At 60.8% G+C, this 16,586-nt stretch carries 16 protein-coding genes and 2 pseudogenes; 1 reads left to right on the top strand and 17 read right to left on the bottom strand.

Annotated features, from left to right (window positions below):
* Nucleotides 1–34 precede the first annotated feature (34 nt).
* Nucleotides 35–1,030 carry an IS110 family RNA-guided transposase gene (locus tag B8P98_RS28290; protein WP_025714249.1) on the bottom strand — a complete coding sequence of 332 codons (996 nt, stop codon included), beginning with the start codon at nucleotides 1,028–1,030 and terminating at the stop codon, nucleotides 35–37.
* Nucleotides 1,031–1,254: 224 nt separating this feature from the next.
* On the opposite strand from B8P98_RS28290, the pseudogene B8P98_RS28285 reads away from it, so the two are divergent.
* Nucleotides 1,255–1,650, top strand: a pseudogene (locus B8P98_RS28285) (IS5/IS1182 family transposase); the annotation flags it as partial.
* Nucleotides 1,651–1,874: 224 nt separating this feature from the next.
* Here the strand turns inward: B8P98_RS28285 and B8P98_RS28280 are convergent.
* The 16 genes and pseudogenes from B8P98_RS28280 to B8P98_RS28205 form a co-directional block, all read right to left on the bottom strand.
* Nucleotides 1,875–3,026 (bottom strand): S1C family serine protease, encoded by a 1,152-nt coding sequence (locus tag B8P98_RS28280; RefSeq protein ID WP_000323730.1) that lies wholly within the window; start codon nucleotides 3,024–3,026, stop codon nucleotides 1,875–1,877.
* 24 nt (nucleotides 3,027–3,050) lie between these two features.
* Nucleotides 3,051–4,016 (bottom strand): zinc metalloprotease HtpX, encoded by a 966-nt coding sequence (locus B8P98_RS28275; RefSeq protein ID WP_064141887.1) that lies wholly within the window; start codon nucleotides 4,014–4,016, stop codon nucleotides 3,051–3,053.
* Nucleotides 3,994–4,491, bottom strand: coding sequence for a heat resistance protein PsiE-GI (gene psiE-GI / locus B8P98_RS28270; RefSeq protein ID WP_040220900.1), 498 nt, complete (start codon nucleotides 4,489–4,491; stop codon nucleotides 3,994–3,996). Before psiE-GI ends, B8P98_RS28275 begins: the two co-directional genes overlap by 23 nt.
* Before the next feature lie 2 nt (nucleotides 4,492–4,493).
* The gene (kefB-GI, locus tag B8P98_RS28265) at nucleotides 4,494–6,203 is read right to left on the bottom strand and encodes a heat resistance system K+/H+ antiporter KefB-GI (RefSeq protein ID WP_023326110.1); all 1,710 of its coding nucleotides are present in this window, start codon (nucleotides 6,201–6,203) and stop codon (nucleotides 4,494–4,496) included.
* 3 nt (nucleotides 6,204–6,206) lie between these two features.
* Nucleotides 6,207–6,647 (bottom strand): heat resistance system thioredoxin Trx-GI, encoded by a 441-nt coding sequence (gene trx-GI / locus B8P98_RS28260; protein ID WP_000786814.1) that lies wholly within the window; start codon nucleotides 6,645–6,647, stop codon nucleotides 6,207–6,209.
* Complete coding sequence (locus B8P98_RS28255) at nucleotides 6,637–7,782, bottom strand: hypothetical protein (protein ID WP_023329027.1); 1,146 nt, start codon at nucleotides 7,780–7,782, stop codon at nucleotides 6,637–6,639. Before B8P98_RS28255 ends, trx-GI begins: the two co-directional genes overlap by 11 nt.
* Nucleotides 7,783–7,830: 48 nt before the next feature.
* Entirely contained in the window at nucleotides 7,831–8,472 is a 642-nt protein-coding gene (hdeD-GI, locus tag B8P98_RS28250) for a heat resistance membrane protein HdeD-GI (RefSeq protein ID WP_023329026.1), read from the bottom strand.
* A gap of 89 nt (nucleotides 8,473–8,561) precedes the next feature.
* A complete protein-coding gene (gene yfdX2, locus B8P98_RS28245; protein ID WP_013307890.1) occupies nucleotides 8,562–9,449 on the bottom strand; it encodes a heat resistance protein YfdX2 in 888 nt (295 codons plus the stop codon).
* A gap of 102 nt (nucleotides 9,450–9,551) precedes the next feature.
* A complete protein-coding gene (gene yfdX1 / locus B8P98_RS28240; protein WP_040088329.1) occupies nucleotides 9,552–10,466 on the bottom strand; it encodes a heat resistance protein YfdX1 in 915 nt (304 codons plus the stop codon).
* Between the two features lie 22 nt (nucleotides 10,467–10,488).
* Nucleotides 10,489–10,947: a small heat shock protein sHSP20-GI gene (hsp20-GI, locus tag B8P98_RS28235; protein ID WP_004118778.1), complete on the bottom strand. Its 459-nt coding sequence runs from the start codon at nucleotides 10,945–10,947 to the stop codon at nucleotides 10,489–10,491.
* Between the two features lie 87 nt (nucleotides 10,948–11,034).
* Nucleotides 11,035–11,226, bottom strand: a complete 192-nt coding sequence (locus B8P98_RS28230) for a hypothetical protein (protein ID WP_004118789.1) — start codon at nucleotides 11,224–11,226, stop codon at nucleotides 11,035–11,037.
* Nucleotides 11,226–11,862: pseudogene (locus B8P98_RS28225) on the bottom strand (ATP-dependent metallopeptidase FtsH/Yme1/Tma family protein); the annotation flags it as partial. The gene B8P98_RS28230 and the pseudogene B8P98_RS28225, both read right to left, overlap by 1 nt.
* Before the next feature lie 230 nt (nucleotides 11,863–12,092).
* Entirely contained in the window at nucleotides 12,093–14,942 is a 2,850-nt protein-coding gene (clpK, locus tag B8P98_RS28220; protein WP_004118798.1) for a heat shock survival AAA family ATPase ClpK, read from the bottom strand.
* Between the two features lie 105 nt (nucleotides 14,943–15,047).
* Nucleotides 15,048–15,617: a small heat shock protein sHSP20 gene (gene hsp20, locus B8P98_RS28215; protein WP_004118809.1), complete on the bottom strand. Its 570-nt coding sequence runs from the start codon at nucleotides 15,615–15,617 to the stop codon at nucleotides 15,048–15,050.
* A 34-nt stretch (nucleotides 15,618–15,651) separates the two neighbouring features.
* Complete coding sequence (locus tag B8P98_RS31510; protein ID WP_004118812.1) at nucleotides 15,652–15,933, bottom strand: helix-turn-helix domain-containing protein; 282 nt, start codon at nucleotides 15,931–15,933, stop codon at nucleotides 15,652–15,654.
* A gap of 193 nt (nucleotides 15,934–16,126) precedes the next feature.
* Nucleotides 16,127–16,390, bottom strand: coding sequence for a hypothetical protein (locus B8P98_RS28205; RefSeq protein WP_064141889.1), 264 nt, complete (start codon nucleotides 16,388–16,390; stop codon nucleotides 16,127–16,129).
* Nucleotides 16,391–16,586 lie beyond the last annotated feature (196 nt).

Here is a 16,586-nt window from a genome sequence, read left to right as displayed (position 1 = left end):
GCATTACCTTGTGTTTAATGCCAGCCTGGTATAGTCAGGTTGACAGTACCGGTTTCAGGTCTTCGTCATTAAAAACGGTTCCGGTCTTCAGGACGCCATAACACCAGTGCACCAGTTTCCGCATCAGCGCGCCAATGGCCACCATTTTAGGTTTACCCCGCAGGCACATCTCATCGTAAATATTACGCATTCGCTTATTGTAGATTTTTCCGCACAGGGCGGACATGTAAAGCTTCGCTCTCAACTGAGGGGGGCCGATTTTCGACATCCGCGGCCGGCGCCGGACCGATGTGCCTGAGCGTTTCTCGATCGGCACCACGCCCAGAAAGGCGGCAGCCTGCTCAGCCGATACAAAGTTATGGCTGCGAAGCACGACCAGCATATGCATCCCCAGCTGGGGACCAACCGATTTAATTGAGGTCAGCAGTGTATAATCACGCCTCAGTGCAGGGCTGGCTTTGATATGTGCTTTTATCTGCCGCTCGATATTACTTACCTCCTCGCGCAGAAGCTGCGCCATACGCCTGCAGGAACTGATAATATCTGCAGGTGTGTCTGTCGACAGGTATTTTTCCAGCCTGTTCTCCTCACGCAGGGCATCACCCAGCAGAACATCCCGCCGTCGCAGGAGTGCACCGAGATATCTGATTTCGGGTGCCGGCGGCTCCCAGCGGTGTGGCTTCTTAAGGAATGCGTAACAGGCCAGCATATACGCATCCACCTTATCCGTTTTTGTCATGATTCCCATGCCACGCGCAAACTCCCGACTACGGTGAGGGTTGGCCAGAGAAACCCGGAAACCGGCATCATGTAATTCAGTGGCCAGCCGTTCGTGATAAACACCGGTAGCTTCCATTACCACATGAACATCTTCCGGACTGCAATGTTGAAGCCTGAGCCAGCGAAGAATATTTTCAACTGAATGTCTGTTATTCTGGATGTTACGGGTTTTTATGCGTCCTTTGATACCGTCATAAAGCATGCAAAGATCCAGGGTGTTTTTACTTACGTCAATGCCGACTGGAAACATGGTCAAACTCCTCTCACATAAACCGTCACGCCTGTTCGCCTTGTACATACGGAGTCGAGCTCCCGATAACCGTTCAACCTGATGTGCTGGCGTGAAAGGTGAAGCGGAGGGCCATGTGCTGCAAATCAAGGTTCAGCGGTGCCGACTTTTCTGACCTTAAGGGAAGGGGGCGGCTCACTCTGCTTCAGTGGTGGTAGCTAATCACCACAAACTGTTAGATACAAGCCACCGTGGCGGATGTCACCCAGGTCGACAAACTGCTGCACGGCGACGAGAACGTCGTCTGCGCCGATGACGGCTACACAGGCGTCGAAAAGCGCTCCGAGCATGCCGACCGAGAAGTGATCTGGCAGGTCGCAGCACGCCGCAGCACCTACAAGATGCTCGATAAACGCAGCGCCCTGTACAAAGCCAAGCGCAAGATCGAGAAGGCCAAGGCGCAAGTGCGAGCGAAGGTAGAGCCCCCGTTTCGCGTGATCAAGCGGCAGTTCGGCTACACCAAGGTACGTTTCCGAGGGCTGGTGAAGAACACTGCACAACTGGTGACGCTGTTTGCCCTGTCGAACCTATGGATGGCCCGCCGACATTTGCTGGCAAGCGCAGGAGAGGTGCGCCTGTAATGCGGAAAATGGCCGTCGCAAGGTGCTCGCGACGGCTGAAAGCACCGAAATGAGCGAGTGATCCGATCGTTTTTGATCAATTCACCGCTTTCAAAATCAGCAGTGGCTGAAGCCAGCCGGAAATACAGGGCTACTTCAGACCATCCCTAGCTAGGGCTCGTAGTTCGGCGCAAGGCTGAAGTCGCTTGGCTGCTTCGCTGTGCAGATCCATGACCCACTTTCCATCAAACTCCCGGTTGTAGTTCCACAAGCATCTCGCGAGTCTTGCCGGCCCGCTCCACTAACAAGACCACAACATCTCCAACGTTCTTGTCGTCTAGCCGGGCCTGTAATGTGGTGACGTCGTCAACGGCGATACCGTCGATGCTGATAACGCGATCGCCGGGCACGATGCCGCCTGCGGTGACCTCGACGCCGACGAGCCCGGCCCTGTGCGCCGCCGAGCCCGGCGTCACGCGCAATACGAATACGCCCTTACTGCCGGTCAGCGCCTGCAGACGCGTGTTGAGCTGCTCATCCACCTCGATGCCCAGCGCCGGACGGATGTACTTGCCGGTCTTTATGAGTTGCGGCACCACGCGCATGACGGTATCGACCGGCACCGCAAAGCCTATGCCGGCCGAGGCGCCAGACGGACTGTAGATGGCGGTATTGATGCCGATCAGCCGCCCAGCCGAATCGAGCAGCGGGCCACCGGAATTGCCGGGGTTGATGGCGGCGTCGGTCTGGATCAGGTGATCGATGGCCGGGCCGCCCGCTTCTCCCGGCAACGAGCGGTCGAGCGCGGAGACGATACCAGTGGTGAGCGTCCAGTCCAGGCCGAAGGGGTTGCCGATAGCAAACACCTTCTGACCCACCTTGAGGTCGGCACTGGTGCCGACCGGCACGGCCGGCGGGCGCTTGAAACCGACGCCGATCTTGAGCACGGCGATGTCGTGCGCGGGGCTCGTCCCCACCAGCGCGGCCTGGTAGTCGCGGCCGTCGGCCAGTTTGACGGTGGCTTCGGACGCGCCCTGGATGACGTGGAAGTTGGTGACGACGTGGCCGGCGTCGTCCCAGATGAAGCCCGAGCCAGTGCCGCGCGGCACGGAGAACACGTTGCGCGTCCAGACATCGCGTACTAATTGCGCGGTGGTGATGTAGACCACCGAGGCGCGTGATTTTTCGAACAGTTCGATGGTGGTTTTCTCGTCCGCCGCCAGATCGCCACGCGCCATCACGGTGCGTTCTGCTGCCTCGCGCGGACTGAACCAGGCCTCGATGGCGGGCAGAAACTGCCACAGCAGCATGAGCGCGGCAATACAGGCGGTGATGAAGAGCCAGCGCCGGACGAAGCGGTCCGGCGCGGGGCGTTGGTACGGGTCGAGATAGGCCATGAGACGTCTCCTGTTGATGGGCAATCAGCGCCACAGCCCGCTCGGGCGCCAGCGCGGTGGGCGCGTCGCCAAAGCGGATTCCGGCAAAAAATGGGGCGCGCGGAGTGGCAACGCTGATGCTGGCCAAGGCGCCAACGTCAGCAGGCGTGCGATGCGCTCTTGCGTTGCCGGACGCGTGCGCAAGCAGGAGGGCTCGGGATTGCCCCATCCCGGCCATAGCCAGGCACGCCAGGAGCGGCTGACCCGCTCGATTTTCGCCAGCGCGGACGCCAGCCCCTGCGGGTCGCCAGTCAGTTCCGCCGCAAGGTGGTCAGCGTCGAACTCACGCACGCGAGACAAGCCGAGCTGTGCGAGCAGGGCCAGTTGGGGCGATGCGGCCAATAACAATAGACCAGGCCAATAGACCTCCGCCGCGCCAACCAGCAGCGCGGGCAGGCTGAGCAGGATCGCGATCTGTCCCATAAGGGCCAGTAGGCACGTGAGGCGACTGACGGAATCCGCCAGCCCCATGACACGCAGATCCTCATTAGCGATGTACGCGACCTCGTGCGCGAACACACCCGCCAGCTCGCGTGGGCTCAGGCTGCGCAGCAGGCCATCGGTGAGGGCGATCGATGCCTCCTGCTTCGATCCGGTGGCGAAGGCGTTGACGACGGCACTGGGCACATAGTGCGGCACCGGCGTGGCGGGCAAACCGGCACGGGCGGGCAGCTCGCGCAACAGGGCCCACATCTCGTGGGCTTGTTGCGGGTGCAAGGTCCGTACGCGGTACAGGCGCAAGCTCAGCGCCGACGCGGCTACCGGGTCCAGCAGCAACGCACCTGCAACGGCAAACAGCGCGAGCCACAGGCAGCCTTCCCCAAATGGCAGTCTCCCTGCTGCGGCTGCGATCCCGACCAGGGTCAGGACCAACAGCCCGGTCTGCAGGCGGTTGAGCCAGCGGTGTTGCAAGAGCACAGTGCGCGGATCACTCGGATGATGACGGGTCATGCTCAGAGGTCTCGGCGGCGCGGTCGCCGCGCTTGCGCAGCAGCCAGTAGGTCGCACCCAGAGCCAGCGTGGCGCCTGCCAGCGCGGATATCTTTGCGGGGCTCGCGTCGGAGTCGAGGATCACGAACTTGCGGGAGAGTGCGATCACCGCGATCAGGACCACCGTCTTAACCTGGATGATGCTGTCCCGACGCAGCGCCACGCGCACGATGGAATGCTTGAACTCCATCGCGATCAAGAGCGTCATGATCATGCCGAACACGCTCTGGAATACCTTGTGGTCCAGGGGATTGAAGGCATCGAGAACCAGCAGCGTGAAGACGATGGAGATGAGCTGGAACAGCGACACCATGATGATGACGGCGATCACCGCCGACAGCACGAGCGCGACGACCTGCTCGAAGCGCTCGTAAAAACTCATGATGGCCAATTGGTCACGCAAGACCTGAAATGGGTTAAGGCGTTTTGATTTCATGACTATGAACTCCCTGGAAAACGGCTGCTGTCGAGACGGCGGCGCATTGCGCTGATGTGTCCTTCAATCAACTCGGTCGACATGCCAAGCGTCGACATCACCTGTTCCGCCAGCCCAATAGCTGCGGCAAAGGATTGCTGATACACGCGCACGTTAGGCATGGCGCGAAATGCATCGGCCGCGGTCGTACTTCTGCATGACACCCACAAGGTTAGCGCCGGACGGCGCTCGGCAATCGCCTGGGCGATGCGCAACGCTTGCTGGGCATGGGCGAACGTTAGCACCACCAAGTGCGCATGCGTCAAGCCGGCAGCCAGCAAGGTATCGGGCCGACTGGCATCGCCATGGAACACCGGCGCGCCGGCGGCACGCGCGGCCTCTACCTTCTGCGCGTCCGCCTCCAGCAGCAGATGCGCCACGCCGGCGTGGCGAAGAATCTCGCTGACTGTCAGGCCAAGCTCGCCCGCGCCGCAAACGATGACATGGTCTCGATATCGCGTCGTCTGCGCGGCGATCTCGACTTCTTCAGCCTGGGGTGGCTGAATGACGCCGCCGGTGCGGCTCAAGAACCGGGCAAGTACATCGTGATGGCGGATCAGTAGCGGTGCCAGGGCCATGCTGAGCACCAGCGCGACCAGCATGGGTTGGACGACGGTCGCGGGGATCAGATGCTGCTGCAAGACCGTGCCCAACAACAGCAGGGCGAACTCGCCGCCGTGCCCCAACGCTATGCCCGTGCGCCAGGCATCGAGGGCGGACAGGCGCGTCGCCCGCAAGGCCAGCGTATTGAGCAGGATCTTGACCGGTACCAGCACCACCAGCCACGCCAGCACCGCCAGCGGTGCCGAAAGAATCTGTGCTGCGTCCAGTTGCAGGCCGATGGTCACGAAGAACACGCCCGACAACACATCGCGAAACGGCCTGAGGTGGCTTTCCATGTGGTGCCGGAAGTCGCTCTCGCCCAGCACCATCCCGGCGAGGAAGGCCCCCAGGGCGGCGGATACGCCGACCGCGTGCGCAGCAGCGGCGGCAGCCACCACCACGCACAAGGAGACGAGCACGAACGATTCCTCGTGGCCCCGCCGCGCCACCCAGCCCAGCAGGCCATGCAACAGACGGCGCGAGACGAGGGCCGCTGCCGCGAACAGCAGCAGCACACCGAATACTTCAAGCAGCACATGCTCGATCTTCGGCGACTCGCCGCGCGCCCAGATCGCCAGCAAGGCCAGCAGGGGCACGCTGGCCAGGTCCTGAAAGACCAGCACGGCGATGGCACTGCGTCCGTGGCGGGTGGTGAGCTCGCCTTGGTCGGCCAGTTGTCGGCTGACCAGCGCCGTGGACGACATGGCCGCCGCAGTGCCGAGCAGCGCGGCGCTCTGGCCGGGCTGCCCCAGCCACATCAATAGCAGGATCAGCGGCGGGGCCACGGCGATCATCTGCAGAGCGCCCGCCATCAGCACCGTCCTGCGGGCGAGCCAGAAGTCTCCGAGGGAGAATTCCAGTCCGACCATGAACAACAGCAGCGCCACGCCCAGCTCGGACAGAAAGCTCAGCGTCTCCCCCGGCGCGATCACGCCGATGACTGAGGGGCCCAGTACAACGCCGACAGAGAGATACCCCAGCAAGGCGGGCACTCTGAACGCCGCCGTGGCCATCGCCGCCAGGCTGCAAGCCGCCAGCAGGATTAGCGTAGTGCCGAGCAAGCCCTGCATCGGTCAGCGCCCCACTTGCGTCGACGTCCAGCGCACGATGTCCTGCGCGCCCATCGCGCCGGCCTGACGGGCGATCTCCCGCCCACCCTGGAACAGGGCGAGCGTCGGGATGCTGCGGATACCGAACTGCGCGGCCAGGTGGGGCTCAGCCTCGGTATTCACCTTCGCCAGCCGGATCCTCGGTTCGAGCTGGTGCGCCGCTTGCTGGAACTGTGGCGCCATCATCTTGCACGGCCCGCACCATGGCGCCCAGAAATCGACCAGCAGCGGCAGATCGCTGCGCTCCACGTGGCGCGAGAACGTCGCCGTAGTCAACTCGATGGGCTCGCCCGTGAACAAGGGCTGCTGGCAGCGGCCACAGTTGGGATGTTCCGATAGCTTCGCAGTCGGTACGCGGTTGATGGACTGGCAATGCGGGCAGACGAGGTGAAGATCATTCTTCATGGTTCGCCTCCTTGGACCACAGTGAGGCTGCCTCGCTTCGGGTCACAGACAATGCCGACCAATCAACGCCTTGGATCCAATCGTTCCCGTTTTTGCTTACTCCGGCCTCTTCCAGATGAGCAGCGATGAATGCTTCGGCCTGCATGAGCCACCTTCGGACAGCATCTTCCTTACTAGGAATCAGCAGGATTTCAGAGACGCTGCTGGCATTCAGCCCGTCCACACGGATAAGCAGAAAAATGCGCCGCCACAAACGCGGCATGTCCTTCAGCAGGTCAAATGCAAAAGCGAACTCGCTCGACCGATCAATCAGCTCCTCCTGTTCCGCGATCGTTGCGACATCGGGATGCTGACTGCCAGCGAAAATATCGGCCAGCTTGAGTGTGTCATCGTGCTGATAAAATTCGAAGATTTCCTCTTCCACCATGGCCTCGGCCACGTCTTGGGCATCCGGTTCGACCGGCGCGTCCAGAGAAACGAATTCGCCAAATTGCCGGCTGCTTGCCACTTCGTTATCCAGGACGGCGAACAGATGCTTCAAAAGACCGGTGTAAGCCTCTTTTTCCCCCGGCACGGATTGCCATTCCACCTTAGCTCGGACAATCGCTTCATCCACCACGTCGCGCAGCGTCGGATAATCGCGCGGTAAATCGCCGACGGCCCGCAGATAAGCCAGCTCACGCCTTGCGACAGCCTCAAGTTTCGACAGTAGAGGCATTCGGGTCACCTCGGCCTCATGGGCGGCTGATGCGGGTTTTGCGGCAATCCGCACCTTGAGCTCGCGCAAGCGCTCGCGTCGTGCTTTGCGCTTGATTTGATCCTGAGCATGCAGTCGGTCAAAATGCTTCTTGGCCTGACGGAACAACGACTGTGCGAGCATCTGCGCGAGGGGCGTCAGCTCGTCATGTGATGCAGTAACGCTGACAATCTTTTTGCCGGGCAGGTGCATATAGCCACTGGCCAGAAATTGCCGCTTGATCTTGTCGCGATCAAGGACGATTTGAAGTCGCGCTGAATCTTTAGTGTGTTTGTCGAGCAATGGCTTGAGGGCGTGCTCGATCACATTTCCCAAAGCTCTCTGCCAAGGTTCATGAAACTCTTTGTCGATAGCTCGATAGCTATATTGTATCTGCATGTATGACTCCTTCGATGTCATTTCTATGGAGGCATGAATCGAGGATGCTCATATCCATAGATTTTGGTTTGGCACGCTCTTACCCCAGGCGCGTTTGCGAAGACTCCAACTCAAGAACAAAAGCGTGACGCCATAGACTGCCGCATGGAAACCCAACAGCCAGCCTGCGGCCACGAATGACTCGACCGGACGGGTAAAAAATATCCACAAGACGATAGCACCAAGGATAATCGAGAGCAGTCCACTGAGGGCAAGCCAGATTTCACCCTTGATTTCCCGACGCAGCCGAACGGCGGCGGATATCTCCAGCACACCGGTGAAAATCGCCCAGAAGCCCACGCTAGCCCATAAAAAAGAAGCCAAGACTATCGTGGCGACCCAAGGAGCAACCAGGACGACGACGCCCGTAAGTATGCCGACAATGCCGCTGAACAGCAGCCAGCCCCAGCGCTCTTTTTTCTGGATATGGCGCACCGCTGCAAACAAGTTGAACGCGCCATTGACCAAGGAAAATGCGCCGAACATGATGGTCATGGCCAACAGAGCCGATTGTGGCATCCAGAACGCGAGGGCTGCAAAAATCAATGCCAAGACACCGCGCAGCACAAAAAGCCACCAATTTTGGCTCAGCGAACACAGTGCTTTGGTGGGGTCATCCGCATTGGAATTGGCGATGGTGTCTGTTTTCATGCAATATCTCCTAAAGATCTATACAAAATAAAAAATCAAACACTCATGGGACAAGAGAGGGGGCGCTATGCGCCCCCTCTCCAGCGGTTTCAGAACAACCTGGACAGTTTTGCCTTGACTTCATCGAGCCAGCCTTTTCCGCAGCCTCCCCCTCCCGTCTTTTCCTTGATTTTCTTGAGTTCAGCGTACAGGGGCTCAAAGTCCTTCCTTTTTCCATAGCCCAGCAGTTCTGCCATTTCCAACTGCTGCCGGGCTTCGTTCAACAATGTCTCCAGGCGCTCATTGGATGCTTCGCTGCGCTGACCATCTTCTACCAGGGGCTCGGCGCGCTTCAGGAGCAGCTTCGCACGCAGGACGGGCAGCGGAAGCACGCTGCGCTCCTCGACCAGCGTGCTGAGCGCTGACTGCAGCGCGGCTTTGGCTTCTTCGATCTTGCCCTGATCGATCAGCGGCACGACTGCCTTCACGGCTGCGGGATAGGACGCCAAAGGGATGCTGGTGACCGTGATCACGATTTCACTGGCCAGCAAAGCCAGCACGTGGCGAGCCTGTTGCACCTCGCCATGTTTGAGGGCATCCAGCGCCTCGTCGGTCATCGCCTCAATGGTTTCCGTGTTGGCGAACAAGTCGTGCACGATGGTGCGCACATCAACGCCGGCCAGGGCGAGCGTGGGTTCGCGCGCGACGATCAGCTCCAGCTTTCCCGTCACTTCGGCCAGCGTTGCCAATGCGCGTGCAGTGTCCTTGCCGTCAAGTGCGGCCAGCGCTGATTTGGTCAGCGACAAGGCCGAGACTGCCTCATCGAGGACTTGTTTACGTTTGTCTGCCGCCTGCGAGTCCGTTTCTTTCTGAACCTCAGGCTGTACCTCCGTGACGACTTCAGGCTTGGACTCTGGACTGACAGGAAGGCTGCTTACCGCGGCCTGTTCGTTTTTTCCTTCGTTCGTCGCATTGGGATTCGGTGTTTGCTCATTCATGGTGATATGCCTCGTATGAGATAGTGAAAATAGGCGAATCTATTGGGGCTGAATGCGAACATCGCGAGACTGACCGACAGAGCAGTCAGCCCCTTCATCACCTCAAAACAGCTTTTGGATGCGCGTCTTCAACTCGTCGAACCATCCCTTGCCGCTTTTGCCACCAGCCGACTTTTGCTCAATGGACTTCACCTGATCGAAGATGGGTTTGAAGTCCGCCTTCTTGCCATAACCCAGGATCTGCGCCATCTCGATCTCCGTGCGCACGGACGACAGCAAGGTGCTGAGCTCCTCGTTCTGCTTGGCATCGCGCCTGTCGGTCTCGGCCAGCTTTTCAGCTTTTGCCATCGCGGCTTCGGCCCGTAGCACGGGCAGAGGAAAGGCGACCGAGGTCACCACCAGCGTGTTCAGTGCTCGGGCGAGTTCCGCTTTGGCGTTGTCGATCTTGCCGCTGTCGATGAGCCGTGCGGCCGATTTGATCGCTGCCGGGTACGTTGCCATCGGAAGGTTGTCGGTTTGGATTACGATTTCGCTGGCCAGATTGGCAACGATGGGCCGGGCCTTTTGCACCTCGCCATCACCCAACAACTCCCGAGACAACTTGACCGCTTTCTTTACCGATTCCACGTTGGCGTGGATATCGTGGGTGATGACGCGTACATCGACCGGCGCCAAAGCAAGTTTGGCGTCGCGTGCCAATACCAGTTCCAGCTTTCCGCTGGCCAGTTCCAGCGCAGCAAGCGCCTCCTTGGTCTTGTTTGCATCAAGGAGGGTCAAAGCCTCCTGGGTCTTGGTGAGCGCCGTGATGGCGTCTTGAGTGAGCTCGGCACGCTTTTTATCGGCTTCCCGGGCGGCCTTGTCATCTACCTGTGGCTGTGCCGCCTTGGATGCGGCAGAGGGTGCTGAAGCACCTGGGCTAGAACCTGCCGCCGATTGGGCCAGAGCCGGTCCGCTCAGTCCGACGACAACCGCCAGGGCAAGTGCGGAGAAGGTGTATTGTGGCTGTTTGATATTCATGATCTTGGGCTCTTGATTGAAGTTAGTTGACTGAGATTTCAATCTGTTTCGGTTTGGCTTGCTCGGCCTTGACAAGCCGCACTTCCAGCACGCCGTCTTTCATGGAAGCCGTCACCTTGGTCGGATCAACGTTGTCAGGCAAGACAAAGCTGCGCACAAAGCGGCCATAGGCACGTTCGATGCGGTGGAACTTCTTGCCCTGCTCCTCTTTTTCCAGTTTGCGCTCGCCGCTGATGGTGAGCACACCGTTTTCCGCGCTGACGCGCACGGCATCCTTGGGGACCTCCGGCAGATCCAGCTTGAGGAGGAATGCGTTCTCATCCTCGCTGATGTCCGCCATTGGAGCCCAGTCCGCCGTGGTCATGGCTTCGTTGCCGGTACGGGCGCCCTGTCGCTGGGGTATTCGTCCGGACATCGTCGCCAGGCGGTTTTGCAATTCATCCAGTTCCCGGAAGGGGTCCCACGGAGTCAATGCAGACATATCGGTTCTCCTTGAACAATGCCGACGAATTGGATGACGCACTGAACAGAGCCGTCGGTTTACTCTGAATGGCAGCTACTACTGTTTTCAGTTCCGAACAAGTCCTTGAGTCAATTGACGGATATCGCTTTCGTCGAGCGTTTCCCGCGCCAGCAGCTCGCGCGCACAGCGCTCCAGCACCGCGCGGTTGATGTCGAGAATCCGGTAGGCGCGCTCGAACACGCCCATCACGATGTCGCGGATAGCCTGATCGATGCGCGCCTGGGTCGATTCGGCCACCCGGCAACAGCCTTGGCCAGCAATGTCTTGCCGGTGCCCGGTGGGCCGACCAGCAACACGCCCTTGGGAATGCGCGCCCCGAGACGGCCATAGTCCTGCGGATTCTTCAGGAAATCGACGATCGCGACCAGCTCCGCCTTGGCCTCATCCCCCCCCCGCCACATCGGCGAACGTCACACCGGTGTTCTTTTCCACGAACACCTTGGCGCGGCTCTTACCGATGTTGAGAAACCCGCCCATGCCCTGCTTCTCGGCGAAGCGGCGGAACAGGAAGAACCAGACGCCAAAGAAGGATACCGCTGGCAGGATCCACGACAGCACATCGCTCAGCCAGGTGCTCTCCAACACGCGGGCATAGGGTACGTCGTACTTCGACAGGCGATCGGCAAGATCGGGTTCGACCCTCGTTGCCACGATCGTCGTCTTGCCCCGGCTGTCCGGCGACTTCAGGCGCCCGGTCACCGTACGATCCGACACCAGCACTTCGGCCACGCGCCCCTCGTCCAGCGCCTTCTCGAACTCGCTGTAGGGCACCGGCTCGACGGTTTTCGCCGTCTGCCAGTAGCTCTGCAAACTCAGCAACAGCAGGAGGGCAACGATCCAGTAGCCGGTATTCCATTGATTCTTTTTTTCCATGGACCGTGTTCCTCGAAAGTCGAGTTGCCAGAGGATCAGGTGAACAGACGGGCCGCACCGTCACGCAAACGGATGGCCAGCGAGCGGGAGGGCAGTGCCGCCGCTGATGAGCAGCCCCCACGGCGTGGCCGACCGCGGATCACGCTTGTAGACGACCGCCACCGCGATCGATGCCAGGGAGGCTGCCCATGCCAGGCTGATGGAGTCGGACACGGCAGCCTCGCCCGCCATCAAGATGCGTCGCTCGCCGACTTCTTCTTGCTCGAGTCTTTGCCAGCGTCGCCGTGCGGCGTCTCGGTCGCCTTCGCGACATCCGGCTGCTCCGGCTCGGCCGGGGTCTGCGGTGGCTCTTTGCGTTCGAACACCACGCGTTCGGCCTTGTCGTCCCAGCGTGCGCTGGCGTGATCGCCCTTGCCGATGCCGCCACCGAGCATCTCGCGCGCCAGCGCAGTTTCCAGCTCGCTGCGGATCAGGCGCTTGAGTTCACGCGCACCGAACTCGGGCTTGTAGCCTTCTTCCGCGAAATGGTCGATCAGCGTCTGATCGAAAGTGAGCGTCACGCCCTGGCTGGCGGCGCTGCGCGCCACGCGATCGAGCTGCAGGCCGACGATGTGGCGGATCTCCTCCTTGCCCAGCGCATGGAAGACGATGATCTCGTCGATGCGGTTGAGGAACTCGGGCCGGAAGTGGCCGCGCAGCACGTCCATGACCTCGGCCTTGGTCTTTTCGTACTCCTCGCCAGCCGCCTCACGCGCCTTCAGCCGTCGCTGGATGATGTCCGAACCCAGGTTGGACGTGGCGATGATGATGGTGTTGGTGAAATCCACCACCCGGCCCTTGCCGTCGGTGAGGCGACCGTCGTCGAACACTTGCAGCAGGATGTTGTAGACGTCAGGGTGTGCCTTCTCGATCTCGTCGAGCAGCAGCACGCTGTAGGGCTTGCGCCGCACCTTCTCGGTGAGCTGACCGCCTTCGTCGTAACCGACATAGCCCGGAGGCGCGCCCACCAGCCGCGCCACGGTATGGCGTTCGCCATATTCCGACATGTCGATGCGCAACAGGGCGTGCTCATCGCCGTAGATCGATTCGGCCAATGCCTTGGCGAGCTCGGTCTTGCCCACCCCGGTCGGGCCCAGAAACAGGAAGGTAGCCACCGGTTTACTGCCTTCGCGCAGGCCGGCGCGGGATAGCCGCACGGCATCGGCCACGGCACGGACCGCCTCGTCTTGTCCCACCAGGCGCTCGTGCAGCCGTTGTTCCAAGTGCAGCAGCTTTTCGCGCTCTTCCACCGTCAACTCGTTGACCGGGATGCCGGTCAGGCGCGAGACAACCTGCGCCACGTGTTCCGCCTTGACCTCGGCACTGCCGGAGGCCCGCTCCCGCTCCCAGTCCTCGACGAGCTTCTTGAGCTCGGCCTCCTTGGCTTCGATGCGCTTGCCGAGCTCGGCGGCCTGGTCGTACTGCTTGCGCGCGGCCACGTAATCCTGTTCACGCCGTAGCTGGTGCAGTTCGGACTCCAGCTCCTGCACGGCCACCGGCCGGGCCGTGGCCGACAGCTTCACGCGCGCGGCCGCCTGGTCGAGCAGGTCGATCGCCTTGTCCGGCAGGAAGCGCGCCGTGATGTAGCGGTCGGACAACTCGGCCGCCGCGATGATCGCGTCCTCGGAGATGCTGACCTTGTGGTGCGCCTCGAAGGTGTCGCGCAGGCCGCGCAGAATCATGATGGCCTGGGCCACCGTCGGCTCGGGCACCGTCACCGGCTGGAAGCGCCGCTCCAGTGCGGCATCCTTCTCGATGTATTTCTGGTACTCGTTCAGCGTCGTGGCGCCGATCAGGTTGAGTTCACCGCGCGCCATCATCGGTTTGAACACGTTGGCCACGTCCAGCCCGCCTTCGCCACCGCCCTGGCCGGCACCGACGATGGTGTGCACCTCGTCGATGAACAAAATCAGCTCGCCCTGGTGCTCGGTCACCTCCTTCAGCACCTTCTGCACGCGCTCCTCGAACTCGCCGCGATATTTGGCGCCGGCCACCATGGCGTTGATGTTGAGTTCCACCAGGCGCTTGTCGCGCAAGGTCTCGGGCACTTCACCCGCCACCATGCGCTGCGCCAGCCCTTCGACGATGGCGGTCTTGCCCACACCCGGCTCGCCGATCAGCACCGGGTTGTTCTTCTTGCGCCGGGCCAGCACCTCGATGGTGGTTTCGATCTCCTGCGCGCGGCCGATCACCGGGTCGAGCTTGCCGTCGCGCGCCATCTTGGTCAGGTCGCGCGAGTACTTGTCGAGTTCTGGCGTGTTGGTCGGCGTCTCAGCGCGGCCATCCTCGGCGCCCTTGCCGACCACCTTGCTGACCTGTTGGCGCAGCGCCTGCGGCGTCAGGCCGTAGCGGCGCAGCAGGTTGGCGGCCAGCCCTTCGCCTTCCTCGGCCAGACCGATCAGGAAATGCTCTGGACCGACATAAGAATGGCCGAGTTCATTGGAGGCCACGAAGGCGCGGCTGAGCGCATCCTTCACGCGCGGCGACACGCCGATCTCGCCCTCGAAGGGCTTGTCCCCGCGCTTGGCCTCAGACTCGATCTGCCGCTTGAGGTCATCGACCTTGATCTTGAACTGACCCAGGATGGTCTTGACCACGTCGCTGTCGGCCAGCGCCAGCAGCAGATGTTCGGTATCCACCTCGGAGCGGCCAAATTCGGCAGCGTGTTTGGCGGCCTCCTGCAGCAAGGCTTCCGACTGTTCGCTGATGCGGCTGGCCAACCCACTGCCGCGACGGCGCGGCGCACCCGAACCTGCGGTGGCGGGCTCGCCAAACGAGGCATCGACCACGTCATCGGTATCGGCGGCAACTGGCGTCGCGTCTTCGCCGATGCGGAAGAAGTCACTGCCGAGGAAGTCCTCGAACAGGCCGCTACGCGAGCCGAACAAGGCTTCCAGCGGCGAAACGGTGCGCTTTTGCTGGCGCACTAATTGCCGGTAATGGTCGTCGCACAACAGCATGGTGCTGTTACGACCGTTGAGATTGGCTTCCACCCGCACGGTGGCGGGTTGGCCGCAGACCTGGCATTGTTTTCTGGCCATGCTGATGCTCCTGAGAAGGTTGACAAGGTTGAGGCGACGAGGCATCGCGAGCCGCGACTCCTCGTCTCGTGCCGGGTTTTTCTTGTGACGAACGAGCCGGCGACGTCAGCCGTTGATCGGGATCGAGCGTCCCTGCTTCGGCGCGCTGACCTCGCGCTTGTCGATCGTGACCGTGAGCACCCCGTTCTTGAACGATGCCTTGATCGAATCCTGGTTGGCGTCGTCAGGCAGGTTCAAGGCACGCTGAAAGCTGCCGTAGGAGCGCTCCACACGGTGGAAGCCACCTTCCTTCTTCTCCTGTTCCTGGCGCTTCTCGCCACGCACCATCAGCACGTCGTTGTCGAGAGTTATCTGGATGTCCTTCTCCTCGACACCGGGCACTTCCAGGGTAATCTTGTACTGCTTGTCGGTTTCCTGGATGTCCAGGGCCGGCTTCAGCATGCCCGACCAATCGGATGGCCACTGCGGCATGTTCAACGCCGGAAAACCGAAGCCCCGGAATGCGTCATCGAACAGCCGGTCGATTTCCCGATGCAGTTGCAGGATCGGGCTGACTGGCCCGCTCGCCGCTGGCAGGTCATTGCGCTGCACCGGCAGGGAAGAGACGGTCTGCTGCTCTTGCTGCTCGTTCTTGAACCAGTTCCAGGGAGCCAACTTCTTGAAATCGATGTCCATGTCATACCTCCAGAAAAATTGGAAAACGAGTTACTCAAGCCCTTTGCCTGCTGTGACGGGCAGTGCGCCCAGGCGACACGGGCTGCTCGGATGACTTCTGCTGTTCACGCTTGCGCATCACCTCCTTCTTTGCTCCGGCTCGGGTCTGATCATTGATGCACTGATCGATTTCACTTTGACGAAGCCGCCACGTCCCGCCCACCTTGAAAGCCGGAATTTCCCCGTGTGCGGCGAGCCGATAAAGCGTCCGCTTGCCGACTTTCAAGTACGCAGCCAATTCATCGAGCGTGAAAATCACCTGTAGGTGCGCTTTCATCTCACCCTCTCCAATCGCGTCGCTTTGCGGTTCCGGCCAAGGAAATCCTTGCAATACTTTGTAATATTAGACCTACTATGAATAACCTCAAGAGTCAATGTGCAGCGTTCTCCCGCCCCATTGATGCAGGTCAACTGCTCAGGCAATGGACAGCGCCTGGCTCGTCAGCCTGCGTGTGCCACAGGCGCCTCGATCAAACACCGATCCTCACGTTGTAGCCGAGTGCCCGCAGCCCCTTGCTCGTCTGCATGTTCCTTGGCGGAAACTCGTCTGGGCGCGCCCAGACGACGATTTCCCCGAGGCTGCTCAGGCCAACGTGCGGAATTGCCCAGTCGTCGCTGCGGATCGCGTTCCAGAGTCGGGCCGAAACACTTCCGTTGCTCCAGACAACGTAGTTCAACAGTATCCGTCCGGCCAACACACCTTCCCGACACCGCCGCCGAAGGCCATGGCCCATCAAGCGGATTTTCCATGCGCCCTCAGCGCCGTACCTACAGCAAATCTTTCAAGGCTCAGGTCATTCAGGAGTGTTCTGAACCCGGTGCCTCCATCGCAAACATCGCCTTGGGCTACAGCCTCAATGCGGCTTTGTTGAATAAATCGAACTTTTGCTGAGTTGAAGGATCAGATCACGCATCTTCCCGACAACGCAG

The organism is Klebsiella quasivariicola, assembly GCF_002269255.1.
In the GTDB taxonomy this organism is placed as follows: Bacteria; Pseudomonadota; Gammaproteobacteria; order Enterobacterales; family Enterobacteriaceae; genus Klebsiella; species Klebsiella quasivariicola.
Note: the sequence above shows the minus strand (reverse complement) of the source record. Positions and strands in the feature narration are given on the sequence as shown.